The 26,266-nt window shown below is 67.0% G+C and carries 24 protein-coding genes; 6 read left to right on the top strand and 18 right to left on the bottom strand.

The window, feature by feature from the left end:
* On the bottom strand, positions 1 to 893 hold an 893-nt coding region (locus HPA01S_RS18130; protein WP_066272181.1), incomplete at its 3' end, for a patatin-like phospholipase family protein.
* A 162-nt stretch (positions 894 to 1,055) separates the two neighbouring features.
* On the opposite strand from HPA01S_RS18130, the gene HPA01S_RS18125 reads away from it, so the two are divergent.
* A complete protein-coding gene (locus tag HPA01S_RS18125) occupies positions 1,056 to 2,108 on the top strand; it encodes an extracellular solute-binding protein (RefSeq protein WP_066272180.1) in 1,053 nt (350 codons plus the stop codon).
* A 217-nt stretch (positions 2,109 to 2,325) separates the two neighbouring features.
* On the opposite strand, the gene ppk2 is transcribed toward HPA01S_RS18125, so the two are convergent.
* A complete protein-coding gene (gene ppk2 / locus HPA01S_RS18120) occupies positions 2,326 to 3,246 on the bottom strand; it encodes a polyphosphate kinase 2 (RefSeq protein WP_066272179.1) in 921 nt (306 codons plus the stop codon).
* Positions 3,247 to 3,391: 145 nt separating this feature from the next.
* Here ppk2 and HPA01S_RS18115 point away from each other — a divergent pair, with 145 nt between their 5' ends.
* The 4 genes from HPA01S_RS18115 to rpoD all read left to right on the top strand — a co-directional run bounded on the left by HPA01S_RS18115 (position 3,392) and on the right by rpoD (position 10,884).
* A complete protein-coding gene (locus tag HPA01S_RS18115) occupies positions 3,392 to 4,150 on the top strand; it encodes a 3-hydroxyacyl-CoA dehydrogenase (RefSeq protein WP_066272178.1) in 759 nt (252 codons plus the stop codon).
* Positions 4,151 to 4,273: 123 nt separating this feature from the next.
* Positions 4,274 to 6,076: a gamma-glutamyltransferase family protein gene (locus HPA01S_RS18110; protein ID WP_066272177.1), complete on the top strand. Its 1,803-nt coding sequence runs from the start codon at positions 4,274 to 4,276 to the stop codon at positions 6,074 to 6,076.
* Between the two features lie 116 nt (positions 6,077 to 6,192).
* Complete coding sequence (dnaG, locus tag HPA01S_RS18105; protein WP_066272176.1) at positions 6,193 to 8,217, top strand: DNA primase; 2,025 nt, start codon at positions 6,193 to 6,195, stop codon at positions 8,215 to 8,217.
* 318 nt (positions 8,218 to 8,535) lie between these two features.
* Positions 8,536 to 10,884, top strand: coding sequence for an RNA polymerase sigma factor RpoD (gene rpoD, locus HPA01S_RS18100; RefSeq protein WP_066272175.1), 2,349 nt, complete (start codon positions 8,536 to 8,538; stop codon positions 10,882 to 10,884).
* A gap of 68 nt (positions 10,885 to 10,952) precedes the next feature.
* Here rpoD and HPA01S_RS18095 read toward each other — a convergent pair whose 3' ends face one another.
* The 12 genes from HPA01S_RS18095 to HPA01S_RS18040 form a co-directional block, all read right to left on the bottom strand.
* On the bottom strand, positions 10,953 to 12,380 hold the full coding sequence (locus HPA01S_RS18095; protein WP_084360801.1) for a sensor histidine kinase: 1,428 nt from the start codon (positions 12,378 to 12,380) through the stop codon (positions 10,953 to 10,955).
* The gene (locus tag HPA01S_RS18090) at positions 12,377 to 13,084 is read right to left on the bottom strand and encodes a response regulator transcription factor (RefSeq protein WP_066272174.1); all 708 of its coding nucleotides are present in this window, start codon (positions 13,082 to 13,084) and stop codon (positions 12,377 to 12,379) included. The genes HPA01S_RS18095 and HPA01S_RS18090 overlap by 4 nt, the downstream gene beginning before the upstream one ends.
* 24 nt (positions 13,085 to 13,108) lie before the next feature.
* Entirely contained in the window at positions 13,109 to 13,405 is a 297-nt protein-coding gene (locus HPA01S_RS18085) for a hypothetical protein (protein ID WP_066272183.1), read from the bottom strand.
* 14 nt (positions 13,406 to 13,419) lie between these two features.
* Entirely contained in the window at positions 13,420 to 13,887 is a 468-nt protein-coding gene (locus HPA01S_RS18080) for a Spy/CpxP family protein refolding chaperone (RefSeq protein ID WP_066272173.1), read from the bottom strand.
* A gap of 330 nt (positions 13,888 to 14,217) precedes the next feature.
* The gene (locus HPA01S_RS18075; RefSeq protein WP_066272172.1) at positions 14,218 to 15,219 is read right to left on the bottom strand and encodes an aldo/keto reductase; all 1,002 of its coding nucleotides are present in this window, start codon (positions 15,217 to 15,219) and stop codon (positions 14,218 to 14,220) included.
* Between the two features lie 145 nt (positions 15,220 to 15,364).
* Entirely contained in the window at positions 15,365 to 16,321 is a 957-nt protein-coding gene (locus HPA01S_RS18070) for a Gfo/Idh/MocA family oxidoreductase (protein ID WP_066272171.1), read from the bottom strand.
* Between the two features lies 1 nt (position 16,322).
* The gene (locus HPA01S_RS18065) at positions 16,323 to 17,189 is read right to left on the bottom strand and encodes a class III extradiol dioxygenase subunit beta (protein ID WP_066272170.1); all 867 of its coding nucleotides are present in this window, start codon (positions 17,187 to 17,189) and stop codon (positions 16,323 to 16,325) included.
* Between the two features lie 2 nt (positions 17,190 to 17,191).
* On the bottom strand, positions 17,192 to 17,617 hold the full coding sequence (ligA, locus tag HPA01S_RS18060) for a protocatechuate 4,5-dioxygenase subunit alpha (protein ID WP_066272169.1): 426 nt from the start codon (positions 17,615 to 17,617) through the stop codon (positions 17,192 to 17,194).
* A 4-nt stretch (positions 17,618 to 17,621) separates the two neighbouring features.
* Positions 17,622 to 18,554, bottom strand: coding sequence for an amidohydrolase family protein (locus HPA01S_RS18055; protein WP_066272168.1), 933 nt, complete (start codon positions 18,552 to 18,554; stop codon positions 17,622 to 17,624).
* 121 nt (positions 18,555 to 18,675) lie between these two features.
* Positions 18,676 to 19,359, bottom strand: a complete 684-nt coding sequence (ligK, locus tag HPA01S_RS18050) for a 4-carboxy-4-hydroxy-2-oxoadipate aldolase/oxaloacetate decarboxylase (protein WP_066272167.1) — start codon at positions 19,357 to 19,359, stop codon at positions 18,676 to 18,678.
* Positions 19,360 to 19,493: 134 nt separating this feature from the next.
* On the bottom strand, positions 19,494 to 20,528 hold the full coding sequence (locus tag HPA01S_RS18045) for an amidohydrolase family protein (RefSeq protein ID WP_066272166.1): 1,035 nt from the start codon (positions 20,526 to 20,528) through the stop codon (positions 19,494 to 19,496).
* Between the two features lie 56 nt (positions 20,529 to 20,584).
* Positions 20,585 to 21,298, bottom strand: a complete 714-nt coding sequence (locus tag HPA01S_RS18040; RefSeq protein ID WP_245638698.1) for a substrate-binding domain-containing protein — start codon at positions 21,296 to 21,298, stop codon at positions 20,585 to 20,587.
* A gap of 126 nt (positions 21,299 to 21,424) precedes the next feature.
* Between HPA01S_RS18040 and HPA01S_RS18035 the strand changes: the two genes are divergently transcribed.
* Positions 21,425 to 22,318: a LysR substrate-binding domain-containing protein gene (locus HPA01S_RS18035; protein WP_066272164.1), complete on the top strand. Its 894-nt coding sequence runs from the start codon at positions 21,425 to 21,427 to the stop codon at positions 22,316 to 22,318.
* Positions 22,319 to 22,354: 36 nt separating this feature from the next.
* Here the strand turns inward: HPA01S_RS18035 and HPA01S_RS18030 are convergent, their stop codons facing one another.
* From HPA01S_RS18030 to HPA01S_RS18015, 4 genes are all read right to left on the bottom strand, one after another.
* Complete coding sequence (locus HPA01S_RS18030; RefSeq protein ID WP_066272163.1) at positions 22,355 to 23,308, bottom strand: AEC family transporter; 954 nt, start codon at positions 23,306 to 23,308, stop codon at positions 22,355 to 22,357.
* Positions 23,309 to 23,443: 135 nt separating this feature from the next.
* Positions 23,444 to 24,433, bottom strand: a complete 990-nt coding sequence (locus HPA01S_RS18025) for a tripartite tricarboxylate transporter substrate binding protein (protein WP_066272162.1) — start codon at positions 24,431 to 24,433, stop codon at positions 23,444 to 23,446.
* An 8-nt stretch (positions 24,434 to 24,441) separates the two neighbouring features.
* Positions 24,442 to 25,761 (bottom strand): TRAP transporter large permease, encoded by a 1,320-nt coding sequence (locus tag HPA01S_RS18020; RefSeq protein WP_066272161.1) that lies wholly within the window; start codon positions 25,759 to 25,761, stop codon positions 24,442 to 24,444.
* Complete coding sequence (locus HPA01S_RS18015) at positions 25,758 to 26,234, bottom strand: TRAP transporter small permease (RefSeq protein ID WP_066272160.1); 477 nt, start codon at positions 26,232 to 26,234, stop codon at positions 25,758 to 25,760. Before HPA01S_RS18015 ends, HPA01S_RS18020 begins: the two co-directional genes overlap by 4 nt.
* Positions 26,235 to 26,266: the final 32 nt, after the last annotated feature.

Here is a 26,266-nt window from a genome sequence, read left to right as displayed (position 1 = left end):
CCTGCCGGCACCGGCAGGCGTTTGGCCAGCATGCTGCGCAGTTGCGGCAGCGCCGCCTGCATGGCCGCACGGCCGGCTTCGATGGAGCGCAGGCGGGCCGAAAAGTCGGCACCGCTCACGCCCACCAGCGCCGGGCGCACCACCAGCACATCCGCCCCGGTCAGTTCGTTGCGGTTGATGCTCTGGCCCATGATGGCAAAGGTCTGCAGCAGGATCTGCACGCTGCCGGTGGCGGCATTGCCGTCGAGCGCGCTGGAAATGTCCACCGCGAGCACCACCTCGGCGCCCATCTCGCGCGCGTAGCGCACTGGCACCGGCGCCACCAGGCCGCCGTCCACGTAGTCGCGTCCCGCAATGCGCACTGGCGCAAACACACCCGGCACGGCACTGGAGGCGCGCACCGCCTGCGCCGTGTCACCGCGGCGGAACAACACGCCCTGCCCGGTGCCCAGGTCGGTGGCCAGCACACCCAGTGGCAGGCGCATGTCTTCCAGCACCTTGCCGCCCACGCCCTGGCGCACGAAACGCGTGAGCGCTTCGCCGCGCAGCATGCCGCGGCCCCAGATCGGCAGCGCCCAGTCGGTCAGCGTGGCCTCTTCCATGCTCAGGGCCGTGGCCTCCAGTTCGGCGGCGGTCTTGCCGCTTGCGTAGAGCGCGCCCACCAGGCTGCCGGCAGACGTGCCGGTCACCAGATCGGGGCGCAGGCCGTTCTGCTCCAGCACCTGGATCACGCCGACGTGGGCAAAGCCCCGCGCCGCGCCACCGCCCAGCGCCAACCCGAGGCGCGGCGCCCGTGTTGCGGCCTCCGGGGTCACCACGGGTGTCAATGGCGGGGTGTCGGGCCCCTTCACGGGTGCACTGCCGCAGGCTGCGAGCAGTGCCAGCAAACCCATCCATCCCGCGCGGCGGACCGGGTCCGCCCATCTGTCAAACGTCATTAAGAACCATTCGTGTCTGTGCTAGCATCTTTTTCGATTATCCGCGGTGCACCGCCCAGCCGAACCGAGGCCTGTCTCGCAGACATCGCCCTTCACAACCCACACAGCAAGACGTTCATGACAACCTCCACCCTCAAGCTCTCTCTGGTCTTTGCCGCAGTCGCCGCCGTGGCTCAGGCGCCGGCCTTCGCGCAGGACAAGGTGCTCAACCTGTACTCCGCCCGTCACTACCAGACCGACGAGGCCATGTACGACACCTTCACCAAGACCACCGGCATCAAGATCAACCGCGTGGACGCGGACGACGCCGGCATCATCGCCCGCCTGCGCGCCGAAGGTGCTGCATCGCCGGCCGATGTGATCTTGCTGGTGGACGCCGCACGCCTGGCCGTGGCCGACTCCCAGGGCCTGTTCCAGCCGATCAAGTCGGCCAAACTGGACACCGCCATCCCCGCCAATCTGCGCGCCACGGCCACCGCCGACGGCGTGACCTGGACCGGCTTCTCCACCCGTGCCCGCGTCATCGTTTACGACCCGGCGCGTGTCAAGGCCGAAGACGTGGCCACCTACGAACAACTCGCCGACCCCAAACTCAAGGGCATGGTCTGCACGCGCTCCGGCTCGCACCCCTACAACCTGTCGCTGTTCTCCACCGTGGTGGAACACCTGGGCGACCAGAAGGGTGAAGCCTGGCTCAAGGGTGTGGTGGACAACATGGCGCGCGCACCCAAGGGCGGCGACACCGACCAGATCAAGGCCGTGGCCTCGGGCGAATGCGGCGTGGCACTCACCAACACCTACTACCTCGCGCGCCTGATCAAGTCGGAAAAGGCCGAAGACAAAGCCGTGGTCAACAAGGTGCGCGTGATGTTCCCCAACCAGGGCACGAGCGGCACGCACGTGAACATTGCAGGAGCCGGTGTGGCGCGTTACGCCAAGAACCGCGACAACGCGATCCAGTTCATGGAGTTCCTGGCCAGCCCCTACGCGCAGGACTACTTTGCCAACGGCAACAACGAGTTCCCCACCGTCAAGGGCCTGAAGATCGACAACCCGGCCATCAAGGCCATGGGCGGCGACAACTTCAAGGCCGAAACCGTGCCGCTGGGTGTGGTGGCGAAGAACATGGGCAAGGTCCAGCAGATGATGGACCGCGTCGGCTACAAGTAAAAACACCCCCGCGCCGGCCCGATGCTCGGGCCGTCACCCCGCCAATGGGGCATGCCTGCAGACCGGCGCAGCCGGCTCCGCGGCATTCCGGACTGGGGGCGGATCGACCAAAGAAGAAAGCCCTCGGTGAATGCCGAGGGCTTTCTTTTTGAGCGAATGGTGGTGTCCACAGGCCCCTCCCCCTTGGTGGGGCTGCGCGCAGCGCAGCGGGGAGAAGTCAGTACACCTTCGGCACGTGGATCTCGCCGGGCACCTGGTGGCGGCGATAACCTTCGTGGCGCACGCGCTCGGGCAGCGTGATGGTGGCGCGTTCCACTTCGCCATACGGCATCTGCTTGAGCAAGTGGTGAATGCAATTCAGCCGCGCCTTTTTCTTGTCGTCGGCCTGCACCACCCACCAGGGCGATTCGGGGATGTGGGTGCGCTCCAGCATGGTCTCTTTCGCTTGCGTGTAGAGCTCCCAGCGGCGGCGGCTTTCCAGATCCATCGGGCTGAGTTTCCATTGCTTCAACGGGTCGTGGATGCGGCCCAGAAAACGCAAGTGCTGCTCTTCGTCTGAGATCGAGAACCAGTACTTGATGAGCTGGATGCCGGAGCGCACCAGCATGCGCTCGAAATCGGGCACCGAGCGGAAGAACTCTTCGTACTGTTCGTCGGTGCAGAAACCCATGACGCGTTCGACGCCGGCGCGGTTGTACCAGCTGCGGTCGAACAGCACCATCTCACCCGCGGCCGGCAGGTGGGCGGCGTAACGCTGGAAATACCACTGCGTGCGCTCGCGGTCGTTCGGTGCGGGCAGCGCAGCCACGCGGCAAACGCGCGGGTTCAGGCGCTGCGTGATGCGTTTGATCGCGCCACCCTTGCCCGCCGCATCGCGGCCTTCGAACACGATCACCACCTTGTGGCCGGTGGCCACCACCCAGTCCTGCAGCTTCACCAGTTCGGCCTGCAGGCGGAACAGTTCGCGGAAGTAGGTGCGGCGCGCTTCCTTCTCCGCGGCCAGCGCGACGTCGCCGAGCAAGGCGTCGGACTGCGCGTCCAGCTGGCGGTCTTCCAGTTCCATTTCCAACTCTTCGTCGTAACCGTCCATGAGGTCGGTGTGAATGCGGCGCATCAGCTCGTCAGGGCTGTCAAACATGGGAACTCCGTGAAGGGGGCAAAGCGCTCAGGCTAGGTGCAGCGCGTGACAGCGGCGTGACAAACGGGTGTCGCATAATCCACCCCAGGTTGACGTTTACGTCAACGTCACACCAGAATTCAACCCAATCCAACAGGAGCACAACATGGACATTCAAGGCAAGGTATTCATCGTCACCGGCGGCGCATCGGGCCTGGGCGAAGGCACGGCGCGCATGCTGGCGGCCAACGGCGGCACGGTGGTGATCGCGGACATGCAGGCCGACAAGGGCGAGGCGGTGGTCAAGGACATTGGCGGCGCCTTCGTGAAGTGCGACGTGAGCAGCGAGGCCGATGGCCAGGCCGTGGTGGCCAAGGCGGTGTCCCTGGGCAAGCTCATGGGCCTGGTGAACTGCGCCGGCATCGCGCCGGCCGAGAAGACCGTGGGCAAGAACGGCGCGCACAACCTCGGCGTGTACACCAAGACCATCATGGTCAACCTGGTGGGCAGCTTCAACATGATCCGCCTGGCCGCCGAAGCCATGAGCAAGAACGAGCCGGAGGCCACCGGCGAGCGCGGCGTGATGATCTCCACCGCCAGCGTGGCAGCGTATGACGGCCAGATCGGCCAGGCGGCGTACTCGGCCTCCAAGGGCGGCATCGTCGGCATGACGCTGCCGATCGCACGCGACCTGTCGCGCAACGGCATCCGCAACATGACCATCGCCCCCGGCATCTTCGGCACGCCCATGCTGTTCGGCATGCCGCAGGAAGTGCAGGACGCGCTGGCCGCCGGCGTGCCCTTCCCGAGCCGCCTCGGCACGCCGCAAGACTATGCCAAGCTGGCCAAACACATCTTCGAAAACGACATGCTCAACGGTGAGGTGATTCGCCTCGATGGCGCAATCCGCCTGGCACCCAAGTAAGCCGGGGCGCCGCACTGCGGCATCGAAACGGCTTCTTACATCTGTGGACCGGCGCTGCCGGTCCACAGGCGTTTCTGGGGTACGGTAAACGCCCTTGCAACCGATCTTCAGAGGAGACATGCCATGAGACGCCTTGCCTGTTTGATCGCCTCGTTTGCCCTGTTAAGCGCCTGTGGAACCCCGCCCACGCCATCGGTTCAACAACCCGAAGGCGGCTCCGGCTGGACGCCCAAACCCGGCTGGACCTTTCAGCGCCAGGCGGTGGCCGCCGCCAACCCGCTGGCCACCGAGGCCGGTGCACGCATCCTGCGTGCGGGCGGCAGTGCTGTTGACGCCGCCATTGCGGTGCAGATGGTGCTCACCCTGGTGGAGCCGCAGTCCAGCGGCATCGGTGGTGGTGCCTTCCTGCTGCACCACGACGGCAGCCGCATCCAGGCCTACGACGGCCGCGAGACGACCCCGGCAGCGGCCACCGAAAACCTCTTCCTCGACGCCCAGGGCAAGCCCCTGCCCTTCATGGACGGCGTGGCCAGCGGGCTGTCGGTCGGCGTGCCGGGCGCGGTGGCGATGCTCGCGCTGGCCCACCGCCAGCACGGCAAGCTGCCCTGGGCGCGCCTGTTCGAGCCCGCCATCACCCTGGCCGAACAGGGCTTTGCGGTCAGCCCGCGCCTGAACACGCTGCTGCAAGCCGAAACCGCGCTCAAGAGCGACCCGGTGGCAGCGGCCTACTTCTACCGCCCCGACGGCCAGCCCCACCCGGTGGGCCATGTGCTGCGCAACCCCGAGCTGGCCCTGGTGCTGCGCAACATCGCGGCGCAAGGCCCGATCGCGCTGCACGAAGGACCGGTGGCGCAGGCCATCGTCGACAAGGTGCGGCAACACCCGGTGCGCCCGGGCCAGCTGAGCCTGAACGATCTCAAGCAATACCAGCCGCGCGAACGCGAAGCCCTGTGCGACGACCAGGCCGCGGCGCAGCGCACGGTGCGCGTCTGCGGGTTTCCCCCGCCGAGTTCGGGCGCGATCGCGGTCGGCCAGATCCTCGGTCTGATGGCGCGCACCCCACAGGCCAAGGCCCCGCTGGTGGGTGGCCTGCCCGGCACCGACTGGCTGCACAGCTACACCGAAGCCTCGCGCCTGGCCTTCGCCGACCGCGCCCAGTACGTGGCCGACCCCGATTTCGTCGCCGCCCCGGGCGGGCGCTGGAGCAGCCTGCTCGATGCGCGCTACCTCGACGAACGCGCACGCCTGATCACCTCGGCACGCATGCCGCAGGCACCGGCCGGGCAACCGGCCGGCGTGCAGGCGGCCTGGGCGACGATGCCGGACCAGCCCGAGTACGGCACCAGCCACATCAGCATCGTCGACACCTTCGGCAACGCGCTGGCCATGACCACCACCATCGAGGCCGCCTTCGGATCGCGCATGATGGTCACCACCGACCCGAAGCGCCCTGGCGGTTTCCTGCTCAACAACGAGCTGACCGATTTCAGCTTCGCGCCGCGCGACGCCCAGGGCCGGCCCATTGCCAACCGGGTCGAACCCGGCAAGCGGCCGCGTTCCTCGATGTCACCCACCCTGGTGTTCGACCGCAGCAGCGGCGAGGTGCTGATGAGCGCCGGCAGCCCGGGTGGCGCGCTCATCATCCACTTCACCGCCAAGACGCTGCACGGCACCCTGCAATGGGGCCTGACGCCGCAGGCCGCCATCGACCTGCCGAACTTCGGCACCACCGGCGGCCCGCTGCTGCTGGAGGAAAAACGTTTTCCGGCCGCCACCATCGAGGGCCTGCGCGCGCGTGGCCACACGGTGGACACACCGGTCATGACCAGCGGCCTGCAAGCCATCCAGCGCGGCACACAAAGGGGCCAGCGGGTCTGGCTGGGTGGCGCCGACCCGCGCCGCGAGGGCATCGTGGCCGGAGATTGAACGGGGGCGCGAGGCGCTGCACACACCCGAGCTGGCGCCCCCTCTCTGCGCCGAAAGCACGCAGAGAGGGGAAGCCGCAAAGCTGTGCAGGGGGGAGTTAAGCTAACGCCCTCCCCATGGCCATCCCCCAGACCTTCATTCAGGAATTGCTCAACCGTGTCGACGTGGTCGACGTGGTTGGCCGCTACGTGCAGCTCAAGAAGGGCGGCGCCAACCTGATGGGCCTGTGCCCCTTCCATGGCGAAAAATCGCCGTCGTTCAGCGTCAGCCCGACCAAGCAGTTCTATCACTGCTTCGGCTGCGGGGCCAACGGCAACGCCATCGGTTTCCTGATGGACCACGCCGGCATGAGCTTCATCGAGGCCGTGAAAGACCTGGCCCAGCAGACCGGCATGCAGATGCCCGAAGACGACGCCTCGCCGCAAGACCGCGAGCGCGCCGCGCAGCAGCGCCAGAAGCAGGCCACGCTGACCAGCGTGCTCGAAAAAGCCGCGCTCGCCTACCAGAAGGAACTCAAGGGGGCGTCGCGCGCGGTCGGTTACCTAAAGGGCCGCGGCCTGTCGGGCCAGATCGCCAAGACCTTCGGCCTGGGTTATGCGCCCGAAGGCTGGCGGCACCTGGCCGGCGTCTTCCCCGACTACCAGGAGCCCTTGCTGGTCGAGTCCGGCATGGTGATCGAACACGAGGACGAAAAGGGCGCGGACGGCCAGGCCAAGCGCTACGACCGCTTCCGCGATCGCATCATGTTCCCGATCCGCAACGTCAAGGGCGAGTGCATCGGCTTTGGCGGACGCGTGCTCGACAAGGGCGAACCCAAGTACCTCAACTCGCCCGAGACCCCGGTGTTCAGCAAGGGCCGCGAGCTCTACGGCCTGTTCGAGGCGCGCACCGCCATCCGCGTCGCGGGTTATGCGCTGGTCACCGAGGGCTACATGGACGTGGTGGCGCTCGCCCAGCTGGGCTTTGGCAACGCCGTGGCCACGCTCGGCACGGCCTGCACGCCCGACCACGTGCAGAAGCTGTTCCGGTTTACCGACTCGGTGGTGTTCAGCTTCGACGGCGACGGTGCCGGGCGGCGCGCCGCGCGCAAGGCGCTCGACGCCGCCCTGCCCCTGGCCAGCGACACGCGCAGCGTGAAGTTCCTGTTCCTGCCGGCCGAACACGACCCCGACAGCTACGTGCGCGCCCACGGCGAGGCCGCCTTCGCCCAGTGCGTGAAAGAGGCCGTGCCGCTGTCGCGCTTCCTGATCGAAGCCGCCAGCGCCGACTGCGACCTGAGCACCGCCGAAGGCCGCGCGCGCATGGCGAGCCAGGCACGCCCACTCTGGAGCGCCCTGCCCGACGGCGCGCTCAAGCGCCAGCTCATCGGCGAGCTGTCCACCGGCATCGGCATCGGCAGCGCCGACCTGCTGCAGCTCTGGCAACAAAGCGGTGGCGGCCACCGCGCACCGCGCGCCGCCGGCCATGCACCGCCGCCCTCGGCCCCGCGCGATGGCGGCTACGACGGTGGTGGCAGTGCGCCGGCCTCCTACGACGAGCCCGCCGACTTCAGCGCAGGCTACGACAACCACAGCGGCGGCTACGGCGCAAGCGGTGGCGGTGGCGGTGGCGGCGGCAGCAAGTACGGCGGAAAGAGCTTCGGTGGCAAGGGTGGCAAGTGGCGCAAGAACCCGCCACCGCCGCCACGCATGCTGGGCACGCGCCGCGCCGGCGGCAGCCGGGCCGACCGCGCCACCGGTCTGCTGTTGGCCAACCCCGAAGCCTGGGACACCCTGTCGGCCGACGACCACGCCCTGCTGGCCCACCTGCCGGCGCCGCACGGCCCGCTGTTCGGCTGGCTCGAAGCGCAACTGCACGAACACGGCCACCAGCCCTGGGCCGCCATGCGCGAGGCCTTGCGCGGCCACGAGCACGAGGCGTTTGCCTGTGTCCAGGTTGAACAGGTCACCATGCTGGCCACCGACCAGGCGGCCGAGCGCGCCGAACTGCTGGACGTGATGCACCGCCTGCGGCGCGACCACCTGGAAGCCCAGGCCCGGGAACTCGCCGAACGGGTGGCCCGCGGCGAAGCCGGCGCCATGGAGGCCTACAAGCGCGTGCTCGACCAGCTCCAGGCCCTGATCGCCAGCCCGGCCGCCTGACACAAACACCGGGCCGGCGGTATAATCCACGGCTTTGCACCGCAAGCGCGACAGCAGCACCTCCGGCATCGGCCCGGCCCCTGTACGGGGCTAGATGGAACACCTTCCTGGCCACCTCAGCGACCCACCCCAGGTCCTGACGGAACCCCGCAAGGACTGCACACCAAATGTTCGCCCTACAGCTTGCAGGCCTGCCCTTTCCGGCGAAAGGCAGGCGTTGTGCCCAACAAAATCACCGGGGTGGTCCGCGTCGCGCGGCCTTTCAGGCGGTTTTTGTGTGTTCTGCCGGTTCCAGTTCGACATTTTTTTGAGGTCCTCATGCCCGCGAAGAAATCCAGTACGCCCGTCGTGTCCAGCACCAAAGCCACCGCCAAGAAGGCCAGCCCGCGCGCGGCCGCCGCCCCGGCTTCGCCCCCGAAGAAAGCCCCTGCTGTGACCCTGAAGACTCCTGCCAAAGCCGCCGCCAAGGCCGCGCCCGCCAAGAAGACCGCCGCCAAGGCCAAGCCCGACGCGGCCGACACCGAATTGCTCGAAGAAGGTGCACCGGCCAAGAAGAAGGCCGGCCGTCCCGCCAAGACCGATGCGTCCGGCAAGCCCGCCGCCAAACGTGGCCGCAAGCCCAAGGCCGATGCCAAGGGCGGCGCCGACCTGGACGACGCAGACCTGAGCGACATCGAAGACGACCTGACCGGTGACGAAGGCGAGGCCGAAGTGGTTGACACCGCCGCCGCGCCTGCGGAGAAGGTCAAACCGCTGCGCATGAAGATCAGCAAGGCGAAAGAGCGCGCGCTGATGAAGGAATTCGGCCTGGACGAAACCGTCCTGTCCGAAGAAGAAGCGCGCAACCGCCGCGAACGCCTGAAGACCCTGATCAAGCTGGGCAAGACGCGCGGCTACCTCACGCACGGCGAAATCAACGACCACTTGCCCGACAAGCTGGTCGAGGCCGAAACGCTGGAAGTGGTGGTCTCGCTGCTCAACGACATGGGTGTGGCCGTCTACGAACAGACGCCCGACGCCGAAACCCTGCTGCTGAACAACACCGGCCCGACCGCCGCGACCGAAGAAGAAGCCGAAGAAGAAGCCGAAGCCGCCCTGTCCACCGTGGACAGCGAGTTCGGCCGCACCACCGACCCGGTGCGCATGTACATGCGTGAAATGGGCACGGTGGAGCTGCTCACGCGCGAAGGCGAAATCGAAATCGCCAAGCGCATCGAAGGCGGCCTGAACGACATGATGGCCGCCATCAGCGAAAGCCCCGCCACCATCGCCGACATCCTGGCCATGGCCGAGGAAATTCGCGAAGGCAAGGTCGTGATCTCCACCGTGGTGGACGGTTTCGCCGACGCCGATGCGGCCGACGACTACGTGGCCGAAGAAGACTTCGACGATTACGACGAAGCCGACGACGACGACGGCAAGGGCGGCTCCAAGGCGCTGACCCGCAAGCTCGAAGAACTCAAGCGCGAAGCCCTCGCCCGCTTCGACACCATGCGTGGCCTGTTCGAGAAGCTGCACAAGACCTACGACAAGGAAGGCTACGGCACGCCCACCTACCTGAAGACCCAGGTTGCCATCACCGACACGCTGATGTCGATCCGCTTCACCGCCAAGGCGATCGAGAAGCTGTGCGGCACCATGCGCACCCAGGTTGACGACGTGCGCAAGAAAGAGCGCGAGCTGCGCCGCATCATCGTGGACAAGTGCGGCATGCCGCAAGAAACCTTCATCAAGGATTTCCCGCCCAACCTGCTCAACCTCAAGTGGGTCGAGAAGCAGGCCGCCGCCGGCAAGCCCTGGAGCGTGGTGCTCGAGCGCAACATCCCGCCGGTGCAGGAACTGCAGCAAGGCCTGATCAACATCCAGAGCAGCGTGGTCGTGCCGCTGGCGCACCTGAAGGACATCCACAAGCGGATGAACCAGGGCGAGTCCACCTCGCGCGACGCGAAGAAGGAAATGATCGAGGCCAACTTGCGCCTGGTGATCTCCATCGCGAAGAAATACACCAACCGCGGCCTGCAGTTCCTCGACCTGATCCAGGAAGGCAACATCGGCCTGATGAAGGCGGTGGACAAGTTCGAATACCGCCGCGGCTACAAGTTCTCCACGTACGCCACGTGGTGGATCCGCCAGGCCATCACGCGTTCGATCGCCGACCAGGCGCGCACCATCCGCATCCCGGTGCACATGATCGAAACCATCAACAAGATGAACCGCATCAGTCGCCAGCATTTGCAGGAGTTCGGCTTTGAACCCGATGCGTCCATCCTGGCCGAAAAGATGGAGATGCCGGAAGACAAGATCCGCAAGATCATGAAGATCGCGAAAGAGCCGATCTCCATGGAAACGCCGATCGGCGACGACGACGATTCGCACCTGGGCGACTTCATCGAAGACCAGGCCAACACCGCGCCAATCGAGGCCGCGATGCAGGCCGGCCTGCGCGAAGTGGTGAAGGAAATCCTCGACAGCCTGACGCCGCGCGAAGCCAAGGTGCTGCGCATGCGCTTCGGCATCGAGATGTCCACCGACCACACGCTGGAAGAAGTGGGCAAGCAGTTCGACGTGACGCGCGAACGCATCCGCCAGATCGAAAGCAAGGCGGTGCGCAAGCTCAAGCACCCGAGCCGCTCGGACAAGCTGCGCAGCTTCATCGACACGCTGTAAGCGGCCGTCGACGACAACAAAAAAGGGAGCCATCGGCTCCCTTTTTTCATGACGCGGCGCAGGCAGCGTCAGCCGTCGCGCAGGGTCACTGTCACCGACAAGCCAGGCCGCGCATTGCGCACCACGAACGTGCCGCCGTGCGCCTGCGCCACCAGCCGGCACAGGTACAGGCCCAGGCCGACGCCGCCGGCGCTGCGTGTGCGTGCGCTGTCGGGGCGGAAGAAGGCCTGGCCGAGTTGTGGCAGCTGCTCCTCGGGCACGCCCGCGCCGTGGTCGCGCACTTCCAGCTCGATGCCCTGCCCTGTCGGCAGCGCGCGCAGGTGGAGTGCCACCGGTTGTGGCGCGCCGGCGCTGTGGCGCAGCGCGTTGTCCAGCAGGTTGCGCAGCAGCAGGCGCACGCGGATGCGGTCCAGCGCCAGCGTGGGCAGGCCGGACTCGGCGTGCAGCACGATGCCGCGCGCCGCGGCCTGCGTGACGGCCAGTTCGTCCAGCACCTCGCGCGCCAGCGCCGCCGGGTCGGTGGGTTCGCGCTGCAGTGCCTGGTGGCGCCCGGCCAGGCGCTCGCTTTCCAGCAGGTCGCTGATGAGGCGGGCCATTTCGCTCAGGTCGCGCAGCAAGGCCTCGCGCTGCGGTTGCACCTCGTTTGACTCGGGCAGCAGCTCGACGTTCAGGCGCGCGCGTGTGAGCGGGCTGCGCAGCTCGTGGCTGATGGCCAGCAGCAAGGCGCGCTGGGCTTCGAGCATCTGCTGGATGTCCTGACCCATGGTGTTGATGGTGGCGGCGAGCTCGCCCAGTTCGTCGGGCCCCTCGGGGTGGCGGACGGCAATGGGCTGCTGGAACTCGCCCGCGCCGAAGCGCTGGGCGCCCTGGCGGATGTCGTCGAGCGGGCGCAGCAGGCGGCGCACGTACAGGAAGGCCAGCAGCGTGAGGACGAGCAAGGCCACGAGGGTGTAGCCGATGAGTCTGGGCCGCCGGTCGAACACGGCTTCATCGACGCCGAACTCGATGCGGTGGCCATCGGCGGTCTTGCGCACCAGCAGCGCCTGCCAGTCCTGCTCATCGCCCCACCCGGCGTCGTCGGCATCGGTGTGCAGCGCGCGGGAACGGTCGCGCCGCCAGTATGCGTGGGCCTGCTCGGGGTGCGAGCGCCACTGGGTCTGCGGACCGGTGATGTCGATGGTGAGCGGCAGGCGCTGCACCAGGGCCTGGGCGCGCTCGACGCTGGGCGTGCCCGCCGGCGCGACCTCGGTGGCGAGCCGGGTCACGTAGTCCTGCAGCAGCGGCCGAGCGGCCTCGCGCCAGCCCACCGAGAACGCCTTCTGTGCGCCGCTGATGAAGGTGAACGACATCGCCATCGCCAGCAGCAGGAACACCATCACCAGGCGCAGCTTGAGCGAGCAGCGCAGTTTCTGCACGGCCCGGCGGTACCAGGGTGGGCGCGGCGGGGTGGGCGCGCTCACCGGTGCACGCTTGCCTTCACTCGTGCCTGTGCTCATGGCACGAGCTTACGCAGGGCCAGCGAATAACCCGCATTGCGCAGCGTCTTGATGCAGTCCAGCGGCTCCAGCTTCTTGCGCAGGCGGCTCACCACGATGTCGACCGCGCGCGTGTACAGGTCGGCGTCGTGGCCACGCAGCTGGTTGAGGATGTCGTCGCGGCTGAACACCCGGCCGCTGTCGCGCGCCAGCAGGTGCAGCAGGTCAAACTCGGTGCTGGTGAGTTCCACCGGCTCGCCCAGGCGCAACACGCTGCGGCGCGTCGGGTCCACGGTGAGGCCCTCGAAGGCCAGCACGTCGGGCGCCATCGCGGCAGCCGCCGATACGGGCCGCCCATTGCCACCGTGGCGCCGGCGCAGCACGGTCTGGATGTGGGCCACCAGCTCACGCGGCTCGAACGGTTTGGGCAGGTAGGCGTCGGCGCCCAGTTCAAGGCCGACCACACGGTCCATCACATCGCCGCGCGCGGTCAGCATGACGATGGGGATGTCGCTCTCCTGCCGGATGGTGCGGCACAGCTCGAAGCCGTCCGTCTCGGGCAGCATCACGTCGAGGATGGCTGCGTCGAACGCCTCGGCACGCAGGCGCGCCAGGCCCTCGCTGGGGCGCAACGCGTGGCTGAGCGCCAGCTCGAAGCGCTGGAAGTAGGTCGCCAGCGGCGGACCCAGCTGTTCGTCGTCGTCAATCAGCAGAACGCGGTGCATGCGGCATTGTGGATCAGGCCACGCTCAGGCGGCGCTGCTCAGCGCGCGGTGGCGCACGATGAGGCGGCGCAGCCGTTGCTGGCTGGGGCGGTCGAGGCCGTCGAAGCGGTCGGCGGCCGAGAGGATGGCGGGCAGCGTGAGCACCGCCGCGTGCGGCTGGCGGCGCGACAGCCGGGCCCACAGGCCGAGCGCGTGCTGGCGGTCGAAGCGCGGGCCCCAGACCAGGGCCAGCAGTTCGTCGTGCGGGTCGGGCACCCCGGCCAGCAGCGCCGGCCCATGCTCACGCCACGGGTGCGCAAGCGTGCGCAAGGCGGGCGACATGCGGCCCACCCCGCTCAGCCGCGCGACCACCAGCCGCGGCGCTTCTGCAGGCGCTCGCGCAGTTCGGCCTGTTGCGTGGGGTTCAGGCTGTCGTAGAAATCGGCAAAGGCGTTGATCACCTCGGGCGTGCTCACCTGCACCACGCGGGTCTTTTCGTCGAGCAGGCTCAGGGCGCGGGCGCGGTCGAACTTCTCGCCCGCCACCAGGGCCCGCACGTCGCCGCGCGGGTCGGTTGTCTGCCCCATGAGGGCGGTGCGCTGGGCCTGCACCTTGTCGGCCAGCAGGTTGAGTTTCTGCTGCTGCTCAGCATTCAGGTCGAGCTTGCTGGTGATGCGGTTGACCACCTTGCCGCGCACTTCGGCGATCTTCTCGGCGCTCATGGGCGCACGGTCGTGGTGCCGCGTGCCGCAGGCGGCCAGACCACCCACGGCGATGGACGCGCCGGTGAAGGCCATGAGGGAACGCTTGATCCAGTGTTTCATGACGGTGTCCTTTCAAAGGGACTGTTGAACATGACCGTCATGGTGCCGGGCACCTTGCCCCGCGTCGTCTCGCCGACGTCTCGTTTTGTTTCAGTAGATTTCGGTCCACCCCCGCCGCGCTGCGCGCGGCCCCCTCAAGGAGGCGCACCCTCGGACTGGCAAAGCCGGATCCTTGTGTGTCCTGGATGGCACCTCCCACGCCGCCCATCAGTCGCTTTCTGCCTCGCCGCTCCGGAGCGAAGGGCCTGATCCAGGGCTCTCGAGAATCCGGCTCCGCCGGCCCCAGAGAGCGCCCCCTAGGGGGTCGCGCGCAGCGCGGCGGGGGGAGCGTCAATACGCTTCGGTGTCGACTTCGCGGTTCGCCTGCTCGTTGTAGCGGTTGCCGCTCACCGTGCGCTGGTTGATCAGCGCATCGAGCTGGCCCAGCGTGGCCGCGTCCAGGCGCACATCGGCCGCACCCACGTTGTCGCGCACGTGGGCCGGGTTGGCGGTGCCGGGAATGGGCAGGATGTCCTGGCCCTGGTGCAGCAGCCAGGCAATGGCGAGCTGCGCCGGTGTGCAACCCACCTCGCGCGCGATGGCCTGGAACGGCGCCAGCAGCTTGAGGTTGGCGGCGTAGTTCTCGGGTGTGAAACGCGGCATGGCGCGGCGGATGTCCTTGGCGTCGAAGGCGCCGATATCGATCTCGCCACACAGGAAACCACGCGCCACCGGGCTGAAGGCGACGAAGGACACGCCCAGTTCGCGGCAGGCTTTCAGCACCGCGATTTCGGCGTTGCGCGACCACAGCGAGTACTCGGTCTGCAGCGCGGCAATCGGGTGCACCGCATGCGCCTTGCGCAGCGTGTCGGCCGACACTTCGCTCAGGCCGATGCTCTGGATCTTGCCCGCGCGCACCAGGTCGCTGAGCGCGCCCACGCTGTCTTCAATCGGCACCTGCTTGTCCCAGCGGTGCAGGTAGTAGAGGTCGATCACGTCGGTCTTGAGGCGCTTGAGCGCGGCCTCGCAGGTGGCGCGCAGGGTGGCCGGGCGGCCATCGATCACGCGCACCAGCTTGCCGTCACCGCCCACGTCCACGCCCTGCATGCCGCACTTGCTGGCGAGCGTGAACTGGTTGCGGTGCTTGCCCAACACCTCGCCCACCAGCGTCTCGCTGACGCCAAAGCCATACAGCGCGGCGGTGTCGAAGTGCGTCACGCCGCGGTCGAGCGCGGTGAGCAGCACTCGCTCGGCCTGCTCCCGGGACACCGGTGCCCCATAGGCATGGCAGATGTTCATGCAGCCCAGGCCGATGGCCGAGACGCTGAAGGAACCGAGTTGGCGTTGTTGCATCGATGAAGCTCCCAGTGCGTGGGTGTGTGGGTAAGTGGGTGGGAAACGGGCCGCCGGCCTCGCCATGGAAAACGCCCACCCCATGTGCCGGCTGATTCTAGTCGGCGGGGTGGGCGCGTCAGCCCCTCGCGAAGGGCTGGCGGCTTCAGCCGTTGAGTTGCTGTTCGAGCTGGTGCAGCACCTGGTAGCAGGCGAACACCTTGGCCACGCTGGAGTTGGGCTCACGGCCTTCGCGGATGGCGGCGAAGAACTCGCGGTCCTGCAGCTCGATGCCGTTCATGCTCACGGCCACGTGGGACACGTCGATCTGTTCGTCCTTGCCGTTGAACAGGTCGTCGTAACGCGCGAGATAGGTCGCGGTGTCACCGATGTAGCGGAAGAAGGTGCCGAGCGGGCCGTCGTTGTTGAACGAGAGCGAGAGCGTGCAGATGGCGCCGTTGGCGGCCTTGAGCTGGATGCTCATGTCCATGGCGATGCCCAGCGTGGGATGGATCGGGCCTTGCACCGCGTTGGCCTGCACGATGGGGCTGTTGGCCTGGTAGGCGAACAGGTCCACGGTGTGCGCGGCGTGGTGCCACAGCAGGTGGTCGGTCCAGCTGCGCGCCTGGCCCAGCGCGTTGGTGTTGGTGCGGCGGAAGAAATAGGTCTGCACATCCATCTGCTGGATGTTGAACTTGCCCGCCGTGATCTCGTTGTGCACGTACTGGTGGCTGGGGTTGAAGCGGCGCGTGTGGCCGCACATGGCAACCAGGCCCGTCTTCTTCTGCAGGTCGACCACCGCCTGCGCACCGGCGAGGTTGTCGGACAGCGGAATCTCCACCTGCACGTGCTTGCCGGCTTGCAGGCAGGCGAGCGTCTGCTCGGCGTGCATCTGCGTCGGGGTGCAGAGGATGACGGCGTCGAGTTCCTTCAGCGCGAGCGATTCGGACAGCTCGGTGGTGACGTGGCCGATGCCGTACTTGGCGGCCACTTCCTTCGTCTTGTCCAGCTCACGGCCGATCAGCGAGATCACCTCGACACCGTCGATGTTCTTGATGCCGTCCAGGTGCTTGATACCGAAGGCGCCCGCGCCCGCGAGGGCGACTTTGATGGTTTTGGTCATGTCAGGTGTTCTCCAGAATGAGGTGGCCCACTGCGGTGTTGCTCGCGGGCACATGGTAGAAGCGGTTCACCGCCTTGGGCGCGGGCCCACCGGCCGCGTCGGCCATCGCGCCGCGCGCGATCAGCCACATCACGAGTTCGATGCCTTCGCTGCCCGCTTCGCGCACGTAGTCGATGTGCGAGATGTCGGCCGCGGCTTCGGGGTCGTTGATGAGCTTGTCGAGGAAGGCGTTGTCGAAGTCCTTGTTGATCAGGCCCGCACGCGGCCCCTGCAACTGGTGGCTCATGCCGCCCGTGCCCCAGATGTGCACGTTGATGTCTTCGTCGTAGCTCGCCACCGCCTTGGCAATCGCCTTGCCGAGGTTGTAGCAGCGCCGGCCGCTGGGCACCGGGTACTGCACCACGTTGACGGCGAACGGAATCACCGGGCAAGGCCAGGCACCCTGGGCCGGGTCCTGCTGGCCGCACATCAGCGACAGCGGCACGGTCAGGCCGTGGTCCACGTCCATCTTGTTGACGATGGTGAGGTCAAAGTCCTGTTGGATCACGGACTGCGCAATGTGGCCTGCCAGATCGGGATGGCCCACCACCTTGGGGACCGGGCGCGGGCCCCAGCCTTCGTCGGCCGGCTGGTACACGGCGGCGGTGCCGATGGCGAAGGTGGGAATGATGTCCAGGCTGAACGCGGTCGCGTGGTCGTTGTAGACCAGGAAGATCACGTCGGGCTTGTTGTCCTTCATCCACTGTTTGCCGAACTCGTAGCCCTGGAACACCGGTTGCCAGTAGGCCTCCTCGGTCTTGCCGTGGTCGAGCGCGGCGCCAATGGCCGGAACGTGCGAGGTGTAGACGGATGCGGTGATGCGTGCCATGTTCAGTGTTTCCCTTGCGGTTGGCGGTGCGTCTGTGCGTCGCCGTCTTCACCGACGACGCGGTTGCCATCGGCCGAGCGGCCACCGCCGACCATCATGTTGCGGTACTCGTCTTCGGTCATGCCGGTCATCGAGCCCGCCATCTGCTGGAAGCTCTTGCCGTCGGTGGCGCCGATCTTGGCGAGGAAGTAGATGTTGCCGCCGAGGCGGATGCACCAGTTGAGGTCGCGCGCGAGCACGGCCTGCTTCTGTTCTTCCGTCATGGCCCATTCGTCGAGGTAGGCGCGTTCGTCTTTCTTGAAACGTTCGCGGTTCTCGGCCTTCATCAGGCTCATGCAGAACTGGTTGAGCCAGTAGCCCTTGCGGCTCTGCTCGGCGTCGAAGATGGTAGTGCCAGGCACGTCCAGGTAGGGTTTTTCGAGTGCCATGGGATCAGACCTCCTCGGGCCAGTAAAGCTTCATGGGGTTCGCGACCAGCAGCTTGTGCTGTGCTTCGGCGGTTGGCGCGATCTGCGGAATGAAGTCCACCAGCAGGCCGTCGTCGGGCATGTGGTCCTTCAAATTCGGGTGCGGCCAGTCGGTGCCCCACAGCACGCGGTCGGGGAACTCCTCGACCACCTTGCGTGCGAACGGCACCACGTCCTGGTAGGCCGCCTGCTCGCCATTCAGGGCCTTGGGGCCGGTGACGCTCAGGCGCTCGGGGCAGCTCACCTTGCTCCACACGTTGGGGTGCTGGCGCATGAACTTGAGGAACAGCTCGAACTCGGGGCCGTCGATGGGCTTGCTCACGTCGGGGCGGCCCATGTGGTCCACCACCACGGTGGTGGGCAGCGCGGTGAAGAAGTCCCACAGCTCGGGCAGGTCCACCGCTTCGAAGTAGATGACCACGTGCCAGCCCAGTTTCTGGATGCGCGCGGCGATCTCCATCAGCTCGTCCTTGGGCGTGAAGTCCACCAGGCGCTTGACGAAGTTGAAGCGCACGCCACGCACGCCAGCGGCGTGCAGTTGCTGCAGTTCTTCATCGCTGATGCTGCGCTTGACGGTGGCCACGCCACGCGCCTTGCCGCCGCTGGAGAGGCAGGCATCGACCATGGCGCGGTTGTCCGCACCGTGGCAGGTGGCCTGCACCACCACGTTGCGCGAGAAGCCCAGGTGGTCACGCAGTGCGTACAGCTGCTGCTTGCTCGCGTCGCAAGGCGTGTACTTGCGCTCGGGCGCGTAGGGGAACTCGGCACCGGGGCCGAACACGTGGCAGTGTGCGTCCACGGCGCCGGCGGGCAACTGGAAACGGGGCTTGCTCGGGCCTTCGTACCAGTCCATCCAGCCCGCGGTCTTGGTGAAATCGCCAGACGTTGGTTTTGTCATTTGCAAATCTTTCTGCATGAAGTGACTCTGTCAGGAAACACCGCGGAACCGGCTGTGCCGGGCCGCTGGTGTTGCCCCTTGAGGGGTTGCGCGAAAAAGCGCGGCAGGGCTGAGGCCCTGTTCAGTCGATGTATTTCAGGCCCGCGGCGGCCAGCGGCTCGCGCATCTTGTACATGTCCAGCCCCAGCACGCCGCTGGCGAGCTTGGCGCGTTTTTCGCCCTCGAAGCTCTCACGCTTCTGCGCGGCTTCCAGCGTGGCGGCGGCGCGCGCGGCGGGCACGCAGACCACGCCATCGTCGTCGGCCACGATCACGTCACCCGGCGTCACCAGCATGCCGGCGCAGACGATGGGGATGTTCACCGAGCCCAGCGTGGCCTTGATGGTGCCCTTGCTGCTGATGGCCTTGCTCCACACCGGGAAGCCCATCTTCTGCAGTTCCTTCACGTCGCGCACGCCGGCGTCGATGATCAGGGCACGGGCGCCACGCGCCTGGAACGAGGTGGCGAGCAGGTCGCCGAAGTAACCGTCGGTGCACTCGGCGGTGACGGTAGCCACCACGATGTCACCCGGCTGGATCTGCTCTGCCGCCACGTGCATCATCCAGTTGTCGCCCGGCTGCAGCAGCACGGTGACGGCGGTGCCGCTGACCTGCTGGCCCGCATAGATCGGGCGCATGTAGGGCTTGAGCAGGCCCACGCGGCCCATGGCTTCGTGCACCGTGGCCGAGCCCAGCGCGGCCAGGCCGTCGGCGGCAGCGCGGTCGGCGCGGTGGATGTTGCGGTAAACAACGCCTAGTTCGTACATCTTTTTCTCCTCAGTTCACAGGCACAGTGAGTGTGCGGTGTTTTCATCCAGAGGCACCGCGGAACCGGCTTTGCCGGGCCGCTGGTGCCGCCCCTTTCAGGGGGTCGCGCGGAGCGCGGCGGGGGTGGGCCCGTTCAGAGGCCCTTCGCCTTCAAGCGCGCATCCAGGCGCGGGAACACGCGGCGCACGTTGCCTTCGTAGATCTGGTGCTTGTCGTCCGCACTCAGGATCTTCGACGCTTCGATGTAGCGCTTGGTGTCGTCGTAGTAGTTGCCGGTGGTCGGGTCGATGCCGCGCACCGCGCCGATCATCTCGCTGGCGAACAGCACGTTCTTCACCGGGATCACGGTGTTGAGCAGGTCGATGCCCGGCTGGTGGTACACGCAGGTGTCGAAGAACACGTTGTTCATCAGGTGCGTGTCGAGCAGCGGCTTCTTCATTTCCTGCGCCAGGCCACGGAAACGGCCCCAGTGGTATGGCACCGCGCCGCCGCCGTGCGGAATCAGGAACTTCAGCGTCGGGAAATCCTTGAACAGGTCACCCTGAATGAGCTGCATGAAGGCCGTGGTGTCGGCGTTGAGGTAGTGCGCGCCGGTGGTGTGGAAGCAGGCGTTGCAGCTGGTGCTCACGTGGATCATGGCCGGCAGGTCGTACTCGGCCATCTTTTCGTAGATGGGGTACCAGTGCTTGTCGGTCAGCGGCGGGCTGGTCCAGTGGCCGCCCGAGGGATCGGGGTTCAGGTTGATGCCGACCGCGCCGTATTCCTTGACGCACTTCTCCAGCTCGGGGATGCAAGTGGCCGGGTCCACACCGGGCGACTGTGGCAGCATGGCCACGGGCACGAAGTGGTCCGGGAACAGCTCGCTCACGCGGAAGCAGAGTTCGTTGCAGATGGCGGCCCAGGTGCTGGAGACGTTGAAGTCGCCGATGTGGTGCGCCATGAAGCTCGCGCGCGGGCTGAACAGCGTGATGTCGCTGCCGCGTTCCTTCATCAGCTTGAGCTGGTTGGTCTCGATGGACTCGCGCAGCTCGTCGTCGCTGATCTTCAGGTCGGCCACTTTGGGCATGGCCGCCGGGTCCTTGATGCCGGCGATCTGCTGGTTGCGCCAGGCCTCCAGCGCCTTCGGGGCGGTGGTGTAGTGGCCGTGGCAGTCGATGATGAGACTCATGTGCTTGTGCTCCTCGGTTTTTGTGGATGGGGTGTGGTGCGGTCGTTGCACCGGCGTCAGGCGGGCTCCATGCCCTGGCGGCGCTTGGCCGCCTCGGCATCGGGCGATGTCATGAATTGCAGCAGGTCACGCACGCGCGCGGCCTGCTCCGGTTGCTGCGCCAGCCCCACTGGCAGGCCGGCGGAGAAGGTGGTGGTGATCTGCACGCCGGCCGGCATGCCACCCACCAGCGTGATGCCGTCAACGTGGATCAGCTCGCTGAGCTGCTGGAAGCCGAGCTCGACCTCGCCCCGCGCCACCAGCGTGCCCACCGGCACACCGGGTGGCGCCTGCACGGTGCGCGCACGCACCTGCTCGGCAATGCCCCAGCGCTCGAACAGCGCCGCCAGCGCCACGCCGCTGGGGCCGGTGGAATAGCTGATGCTGCGCGCGGCCAGCACGGCGCGCTGCAGCGCTTCTTCGGAACCCACATCGGGCACGGCGGCGCCGGCTTGCACAGCGATGGCCACCTCGGAGCGCACCAGGTCCACACGGCTGCCGGCTTGCAGGTGGCCGGCGGCGATCAGCTTGTCGATCGCGTCCGAGGCCAGGATGACCACGTCGAAGGCCTCGCCAGCGGCCACGCGTTTGGCCGCGTCCACGCCCCCCACCGCCTCGATCGCCACCGCACAGGCCGCGCGCTGCTCGAACGCAGCGCCGAGTTCGGCCAGCACCTGGCGCGTCGCCATGGAAGAAATGCCTTTGAGGGTGGGGATTGTCTCTGTGCTCATGGTTGTATTTGTGAACGATTTGGCATTGTCGCCCGCACCTGCTCTCAAGAAAAGTGGTGGACTCGGCTATCAGCTAGAACGAATTCACATAACTAGAATGGGGCACATCCTTCATCCGCCGCCCCCATGGACCTGAAACAACTCGAATACTTCGTGCGTGTCGCCGAACTCGGCAGTTTCACGCGCGCCGCCATGGCCCTCGGCGTGGCACAACCCGCCCTCTCGCGCCAGGTGCGCCTGCTCGAAGTGGAGCTGCGGCAAAGCCTGCTGGTGCGTAACGGCCGCGGCGCCACGCCGACCGAAGCCGGCAAGCTGCTGCTGGCGCACGGCCGCGGCATCCTGCACCAGGTGGAGCGGGCGCGCGAAGAACTCGGCCGTGTGCGTGGTGCGCTGGCCGGGCGTGTCGCCATCGGCCTGCCGCCCAGCCTGGCGCGGGTGCTCACGGTGCCACTCACGCGCGCTTTCCGCCAGCAGTTGCCGCAGGCCAGCCTGTCGATCAGCGAAGGCCTGTCGATGTCGATGCACGAAGCGCTGGTCACCGGCCGACTGGACATCGCGGTGCTCTACAACGCGCAGCCCTCGCCCGAGCTGGAGATCCTCCCGCTGCCCGACGAAGAGCTGGTGCTGGTGCAGCCGCGCCCGCCGGGCCTGCCGGAAGATCCGCCGCCGCCGGCGATTCCGCTGCGCGAGGTGGCGGCGCTGCCGCTCATCATTCCCAGCCGGCCCAACGCGATCCGCATGCACGTGGAGACCGAAATGGCCAGCATCGGCTGCCGGCCCAACGTGGTGCTGGAGATTGACGGTGTCTCGGCCATCCTCGACCTGGTGGCCGACGGTGCCGGCGCCGCCCTGCTCTCGCGCAACGCGGTGTCGAGCTCGATCCGGCCCTCGGCCTACCGAACGCGGCCGGTCAGCAACCCGCCGCTGCGCACCCGGCTGTGCCTGGCGGTCAGCTCACAGCGTCCGGCCACGCTGACGCAGCAGACCACCCTCGATCTGATCCGTCAGCTGGTGGAGTAACGCCCTTCGCGGCGGCCCCACCGTTGGCCGCCGCCGTCAACCCTGCAACAACCAGAGCACGGCGCTGAGCGTGACGAAGGACGCGGCGGTGGTGGCCAGCAAGGCGGCAGCGCTGAAGCCTTCGTGGCCATGCCGCTGCGCGATCAGCGGATAGACGCCGAAGGTGGGAATGGCGGCCGACAGCACCGCGGCCAGCCGCAGATCGCCGCTGAGCGCAGGCAGGCCGGCCAGCGGCAACAACACGATGGCAGCCCACACCGCCAGCGGGTGCAGCACCAGTTTGCCGATGGTGATTTCGCTCACGCGGCGGCGCAGGCCGCGCACCTGCAGGCCGACCAGTGTGCCACCGATGATGAACAGCGCCAGCCCGCCGCTGGCAGCGCCGAACAAATGGATGGTGCGCGAGAGCACCGGAGGCAGCGGCCATTTCAGCAGCGCCACCGCAAAGCCGAGCACGATGGCAGCGATCATCGGGTTGCGCACCAGGCGCTGCAGGGTCTGGCGCAGCGCGGCCCGCCAGGTCGTCCGCGCCGTGCCGGACGCCCCGATGTCGGCCAGCGTCATCAGCAGCGGCAGCTTGAGCAGGTTCTCCACCAGCAGGTTCATGGCCAGCGCCACGCCGGCCAGCGGGCCGATGGTCAGCAGCAGCACCGGGTAACCGATGTAGGCGCTGTTGCTGCAGGTCATGCCCATCGCGATGTAGGCACTCTCGGTCAGGCCACGCCGCTGCAGACGGTGCGCCTGCCACAGGCCGAGCAGCAGCACGGCCATCGAACCCACACCGAAGGCCAGCAGGTAGGCCGGCTGCAGCAACTCACCGAGCGGTCGCGAGGCCAGTGCGTTGAACAACAGGGCCGGCAGCGCGATCTGGATCACGAAGCGCCCGAGCACCCGCATGTCGGCACCGGTGAACACCCCGAAACGCACACAGGCATAACCCAGCGCGATGCAGAGGTAGATCGGGCCGGTGATGGAGAGGATGTCGAGCAAGAGAAGTCCGCAGCAAGAATTGGAACGGCGTCCGGCGCGAGAGGCCTTCTCCAGAGTGCCCGCGGAACCGGCCCCGCCGGGCCGCCAGGCACGCCCCCTCGAGGGGGTCGCGCGCAGCGCGGCGGGAGTGGAGCTTTACTGCTTCGGAATGCCGGCGCGGTCGATCACCGCGCTCCAGCGACGGATGTCCGATGCCAGCAGCGCGGCGGTCTGCTCGGGCGTGCTGGAGCGCGCGTCGATGCTCAGCGCGCGCAGCTTCTCGCGCACGACCGGGTCGGCCAGGGCAGTGGCGATGTCGCGGTGCAGGCGGTCAACCACCGGGCGCGGCGTCTTCGAAGGCACGGCAAGGCCGTTCCAGGAGGAAGCAATGAAGTCCTTCACGCCGGCTTCTTGAGCGGTCGGCACCTCGGGCAGCACGATGGAGCGTTTTTCACCTGTCACCGCCAGGGCACGGATCGCACCGCCCTGGATCTGCGTCAGCAGTGGCGACAGGATTTCCACCGCCACGTCCACCTGCTGGCCGCGGATCGCGCCCACCAGGGCCGGCGTGCCGTTGAACGGCACCACCTGGGCTTCGATGCCGGCGGTGCTCTTGAACAGCTCGGCCGCCAGGTTCTGCGTGCTGCCGATGTTGATGCTGCCCACATTGAGCTTGCCCGGGTTGGCCTTGGCGAAGGCCACCAGGTCGCGCAGGTTCTTGTAGGGCGAGTTCGCCGGCACCACCACCACGATGTCGAAATAACCCAGCGTGGACACCGGCGTGAAGTCCTTGATGGTGTCGAACGGCAGGCTCTTGAACAGGCCGGCGGTCACGGCCGTGCCGTTGGACATCAGGAACATGGTGTGGCCATCGGGCTCGGCACGGGCCACCGCGTCGGCGGCCACCACGCCACCGGCACCAGGGCGGTTGTCGATCACCACCGGCTGCCCGAGCAGCTCGGCCAGGCGCTGCGCCACCACACGGGCGGTCAGGTCGGCCACGCCGCCAGCCGCAAACGGCACGACCACGCGCAAGGCCTTGGACGGGAAGCTGGCTTGCGCCTGGGCCGGCAGGCTCAGGCCCAGTGCGGCGGCGGCCAGGGAAGCGGCAACGACGCTACGGCGATTCAGGAAACGAACGGACATGTATTTATTTACCCCACAAATTGAACCAACCACAAGGAGATTGGCGGGAAGAACAACAACAGCAAAGTGCGCACCACGTCGCTGGCCAGGAAAGGCAGCACGCCGCGGTAGCTCTCGCCGATCGGTACGGTTTTGGCCAGACCATTGACCACGTAAACGTTCAGTCCGACAGGAGGTGCCAACAGGCCGAAGCCCACCGTCATCAGCACCATGATGCCGAACCAGATCGCCACGGATTCGGACGGCATGCCCCAGTCCAGGCCCATCACGACCGGGAAGAAGATCGGGATGGTCAGCAGGATCATGGACAGCTCGTCCATCACCGCACCCAGCACCACGTAGAACAGCAGGATGCCGCCCACCACCATCAACGGCGCCACATCCCAGCCCTGGATCACCGAGGCCAGCTGCGTCGGCACCTGCGTGAGCGCCAGGGCGGAGTTCATCAGGTCGGCGCCGATGAAGATCATGAAGATCATGGCGCTGGCCGCGGCGGTCGAATAGAAGCACTGCTTGACCTTGGCCCAGGTCAGTTCGCGCTTGAACAAGGCAGCGATGAAGGTGGCTCCCGCGCCCACACCGGCACCTTCGGTGGGCGTGAACAGGCCGCCATAAATGCCACCGAAGACGATCAGGAACACGATCGCGATCGGCGCCACGCCCATCAGGGCCTGCATCGTGAGCTTCTGCTCGTTGTCGTTGTGCTCGGGCGCGTGGCCGGGCACCAGGCGCACATAGATCGCGATGGCAATCATGTAGCCGAGCGCAGCGATGATGCCGGGGATCATGGCCGCGGCGAACAGCTTGGCGATGTTCTGCTCGGTCAGGATGGCGTAGATCACCAGCGGCACCGACGGCGGGATCAGGATGCCCAGCGTGCCGCCGGCAGCCAATGTGCCGGTGGACAGACGACCGGAGTAACCGTGGCGGCGCATCTCGGGCAAGGCCACCGAGGTGATGGTGGCGGCGGTGGCCACGGACGAGCCGCAGATGGCGCCGAAGCCCGCGCTGGCCAGCACTGCGGCCATCGCCAGGCCGCCCTTGAAGCGGCCCATGACCACGGCTGCAAACTGGAACAACGCCTTGGAGATGCCGCCCTGGGTGGCGAAGTTGCCCATCAGGATGAACAGCGGGATCACCGACAGGTCATAACTGGCGAAACGCGCGAACGCCACCCCGTTGAGGTTGTTGAAGAACGGTGGCAGACCCACCTGGTAGATGTAGCCGAAACAGCCGGCCGCGAACATCGCGATCGCGATCGGCACACGGATCGCCATCAGCACCAACATGATTGCGAAGATCAACCCCGCCAACGTCAAGGAAGTCATTCACCCTGCTCCGAAAAATTGCCAAAGAACACCTGGTACAGGGCGATCAAAGCGGTCAGCAAAAACGGCGGCACCATGAAGCAGTAGGTGATCCACTCGGGGAAGCCCAGCATCATGGTGGTGGTTTGCGAGTTGTAGGCACTCAGGCCACCGACGGCGGTGCGCCAAGCCAGCAGGGCCATCACGATGCCCAGCAGCAAGGAACCAAAACGGTCCAGCAAGGCGATGCCGGGACCCGACACCTTGGCGGTGAAGAAGTCGACGATGATGTTCTCGCGCTTGAGCTGGCACCACGGCATGAACAGCGCAATGGCAGCCCCGGCGGTGACGGCAGTGAGCTCGTAGTCACCCACCAGCGTGACGCCGATGGTGTTGCGGCCGAAGAGGCTGATGCAGGTGATGATCGTGATCACCGTGAGCAGCACGCCGGCCAGGATGGCGCAGAACCTGGCCAGTAAAGACAGCAATTTCAACTTGTCACCTTAAAAAAACAACCCATCCACGC

The sequence above is a fragment of the Hydrogenophaga palleronii NBRC 102513 genome (assembly GCF_001571225.1).
Lineage (GTDB): Bacteria > Pseudomonadota > Gammaproteobacteria > Burkholderiales > Burkholderiaceae_C > Hydrogenophaga > Hydrogenophaga palleronii.
Note: the sequence above shows the minus strand (reverse complement) of the source record. Positions and strands in the feature narration are given on the sequence as shown.

Bases quoted from the DNA above. Each gene is read 5' to 3' on its own strand.
- HPA01S_RS18125 (WP_066272180.1), top strand. From the start codon at position 1,056: ATGACAACCTCCACCCTCAAGCTCTCTCTGGTCTTTGCCGCAGTCGCC.
- ppk2 (WP_066272179.1), bottom strand. From the start codon at position 3,246: ATGTTTGACAGCCCTGACGAGCTGATGCGCCGCATTCACACCGACCTC.
- HPA01S_RS18115 (WP_066272178.1), top strand. From the start codon at position 3,392: ATGGACATTCAAGGCAAGGTATTCATCGTCACCGGCGGCGCATCGGGC.
- HPA01S_RS18110 (WP_066272177.1), top strand. From the start codon at position 4,274: ATGAGACGCCTTGCCTGTTTGATCGCCTCGTTTGCCCTGTTAAGCGCC.
- dnaG (WP_066272176.1), top strand. From the start codon at position 6,193: ATGGCCATCCCCCAGACCTTCATTCAGGAATTGCTCAACCGTGTCGAC.
- rpoD (WP_066272175.1), top strand. From the start codon at position 8,536: ATGCCCGCGAAGAAATCCAGTACGCCCGTCGTGTCCAGCACCAAAGCC.
- HPA01S_RS18095 (WP_084360801.1), bottom strand. From the start codon at position 12,380: ATGAGCACAGGCACGAGTGAAGGCAAGCGTGCACCGGTGAGCGCGCCC.
- HPA01S_RS18090 (WP_066272174.1), bottom strand. From the start codon at position 13,084: ATGCACCGCGTTCTGCTGATTGACGACGACGAACAGCTGGGTCCGCCG.
- HPA01S_RS18085 (WP_066272183.1), bottom strand. From the start codon at position 13,405: ATGTCGCCCGCCTTGCGCACGCTTGCGCACCCGTGGCGTGAGCATGGG.
- HPA01S_RS18080 (WP_066272173.1), bottom strand. From the start codon at position 13,887: ATGAAACACTGGATCAAGCGTTCCCTCATGGCCTTCACCGGCGCGTCC.
- HPA01S_RS18075 (WP_066272172.1), bottom strand. From the start codon at position 15,219: ATGCAACAACGCCAACTCGGTTCCTTCAGCGTCTCGGCCATCGGCCTG.
- HPA01S_RS18070 (WP_066272171.1), bottom strand. From the start codon at position 16,321: ATGACCAAAACCATCAAAGTCGCCCTCGCGGGCGCGGGCGCCTTCGGT.
- HPA01S_RS18065 (WP_066272170.1), bottom strand. From the start codon at position 17,189: ATGGCACGCATCACCGCATCCGTCTACACCTCGCACGTTCCGGCCATT.
- ligA (WP_066272169.1), bottom strand. From the start codon at position 17,617: ATGGCACTCGAAAAACCCTACCTGGACGTGCCTGGCACTACCATCTTC.
- HPA01S_RS18055 (WP_066272168.1), bottom strand. From the start codon at position 18,554: ATGACAAAACCAACGTCTGGCGATTTCACCAAGACCGCGGGCTGGATG.
- ligK (WP_066272167.1), bottom strand. From the start codon at position 19,359: ATGTACGAACTAGGCGTTGTTTACCGCAACATCCACCGCGCCGACCGC.
- HPA01S_RS18045 (WP_066272166.1), bottom strand. From the start codon at position 20,528: ATGAGTCTCATCATCGACTGCCACGGCCACTACACCACCGCCCCGAAG.
- HPA01S_RS18040 (WP_245638698.1), bottom strand. From the start codon at position 21,298: ATGAGCACAGAGACAATCCCCACCCTCAAAGGCATTTCTTCCATGGCG.
- HPA01S_RS18035 (WP_066272164.1), top strand. From the start codon at position 21,425: ATGGACCTGAAACAACTCGAATACTTCGTGCGTGTCGCCGAACTCGGC.
- HPA01S_RS18025 (WP_066272162.1), bottom strand. From the start codon at position 24,433: ATGTCCGTTCGTTTCCTGAATCGCCGTAGCGTCGTTGCCGCTTCCCTG.
- HPA01S_RS18020 (WP_066272161.1), bottom strand. From the start codon at position 25,761: ATGACTTCCTTGACGTTGGCGGGGTTGATCTTCGCAATCATGTTGGTG.